General features: G+C 68.7%; 3 protein-coding genes. All 3 read right to left on the reverse strand.

Annotation, left to right across the window (positions count from 1 at the left end; all coding sequences use genetic code 11):
* The coding region (locus AC2VON_RS15720) for a sulfite exporter TauE/SafE family protein (protein WP_486953787.1) at positions 1-761 on the reverse strand (761 nt) is incomplete at its 3' end.
* An 18-nt stretch (positions 762-779) separates the two neighbouring features.
* Complete coding sequence (gene der / locus AC2VON_RS15725; RefSeq protein ID WP_486953788.1) at positions 780-2,183, reverse strand: ribosome biogenesis GTPase Der; 1,404 nt, start codon at positions 2,181-2,183, stop codon at positions 780-782.
* Positions 2,180-2,393: (d)CMP kinase (locus tag AC2VON_RS15730; RefSeq protein WP_486953789.1), on the reverse strand; the 214-nt coding region annotated here is incomplete at its 5' end. The genes AC2VON_RS15730 and der, both read right to left, overlap by 4 nt.

Genomic DNA, 2,393 nt, shown 5'->3' on the forward strand with positions numbered 1-2,393 from the left:
AGCCCGATAAGTCCGACGGCAATGATCACGGCCCGCAGCGCATTCGGCGACAGCCGCCGTCCGTAGTGACCGCCCACAAACCCGCCGGCCAGTGAGCCAGTCGCGATCAATCCCGCCGCGCCCCAGTCGATCCGGTCGAACGCAGTCAGGCAATAGGCGCCCGCCGCGACCAGGTTCACCACCAGCACCAGCAGGTTTTTCGCCGCGTTCATCCGCTGCATCGATTCGGGAAGGAGCACCCCCATCACGCCGATCAACAAGATGCCCTGCGCGGCCGCGAAATAGCCTCCGTAGACACCGACCGCCAAGGTTCCTGTCGTCAGCGCCGCCAGTCGGCCACGGCTGAGATGGTCAACCGAACGGCCCGCCTCCAGCGCACGCCGCTGCGCGACGGCCTGGATCTGCGGGCCGATCACCACCAGGACCATCGCGCCCAGCAGTAGCACCGGCACCACCCGGTTGAAGACCTTCTCCGGCAGATGCAGTAGCAGCCACGCGCCGAACACGGCGCCGATCAGCGATCCCGGGATCTGCCAACGCAACCGGTCCCACTGCCCGCTGAGCTCCCGGCGGTATGCCCAGGTACCCGAGACGCTGCCAGCCACCAGGCCGACAGAGTTGGAGATGGTCGCGGTAACCGGGGCAAATCCCAATGTCACCAAGGTGGGGAAGGTGATCAGGGTGCCCGACCCGACCACTGAATTGACCGCACCCGCTCCCAACCCGGCCAGCACGATCAACGCCACCTGGGAGACGGGCACCGTAGCACCCTAGCCGAGTCAGCGCGACTTACGCCTCTCCCGCACTCGCACATTGATCCGGATCGGGCTGCCCTCGAATCCGAACGTCTCCCGCAGCCGCCGCTCCAGGAACCGGCGATAGCCGGCCTCCAGAAAGCCCGTGGTGAACAACACGAACGTCGGCGGGCGCGCGGTGGCCTGGGTGGCGAACAGCACCCGCGGCGCCCGACCGCCCCGCGCCGGCGGCGGCGTGGCGGAGATCACCTCGTTGAGCCAGGTGTTGAGCCGGCCGGTCGAAATCCGGGTGTCCCACGACGCCAACGCCGCTTCCAGCGCCGGCACCAACTTCGCCACCGCGCGGCCGGTTTTGGCGGAGACGTTCACCCGCTGCGCCCAGCCCACTCGCGCCAGGTCGCGATCGGACTCGCGGTCGAGTAGGTAACGCCGGTCCTCGTCGACCAGGTCCCACTTGTTGAACGCCAACACCAGCGCCCGCCCCGCCTCGATCACCATGGACAGCACCCGCTGGTCCTGCTCGGTCAGCGGCATCGACGCGTCGATCAGCACGATCACCACCTCGGCGGCGTCGATTGCCCCGTGGGTGCGCACCGAGGCGTAGAACTCGTGCCCACTGGCCTGCCCGACCTTGCGGCGCAGCCCGGCGGTGTCGACGAAACGCCAGATTTTGCCGTCTATTTCGATCAGCGAGTCCACCGGGTCGACGGTGGTGCCGGCGATATCGTGGACCACCGAACGCTCGTCGCCGGCCAGTTTATTCAGCAGCGAGCTTTTCCCGACGTTGGGTTTACCGACCAGCGCCACCCGCCTTGGGCCACCGCCACCGCCCGCCGTCTCGGCCACCACCGGCAGCGCGGACACCACCTCATCGAGCAGGTCGGCCACGCCGCGACCGTGCAGCGCACTGATCGCATACGGCTGTCCGAGGCCCAGTGACCACAGCGCTGCCACGTCTGCTTCGCCCTTCTCGCCGTCAACCTTGTTGGTGGCCAAGAACACCGGCTTACCGGAGCGGCGCAGGATGCGGGCGGCGGCTTCGTCGCCGGCAGTGGCGCCGACCGTCGAATCCACCACCAGGATCACCGCGTCGGCGGTACGCATGGCCGCCGACGCCTGCTCTGCCACCAGTTGCTGCAGCCCCTTGGCGTCCGGCTCCCAGCCGCCGGTGTCCTGCACGACGAACCGGCGACCGGTCCACAGCGCGTCGTAAGACACCCGGTCGCGGGTCACCCCGGGCAGATCGTGGACCACCGCCTCGCGCCGGCCCAGGATCCGGTTGACCAGAGTGGACTTGCCGACGTTCGGCCGGCCCACCACCGCCACCACCGGTGGCCGCCCAGAGCCCTCAGCAAAACCCTCGGCGTCTTCGCCCGGTGCCCAGTCGCTTTCGTCGACCCAGGTGCCGTCGGAATCCGGGGGGCTCACCGCACTGCCCCGGTGCGTTGCTCAACCAGCTCCCGTAGATCGGCGACCACCTGGGCCTCGGTCATCTCGCTGGTGTCCACCACTACCGCGTCTTCGGCGGCGCGCAGCGGCGACACCGCCCGCGTCGAGTCCAGATGATCACGACGGCGCACCTGCGCCAGCACCCGGTCGTAATCATCTGCGCCACCCGCGGCAATATTCTGCTCGTTG

It is taken from the genome of Mycobacterium sp. TH-M82 (assembly GCF_057473605.1).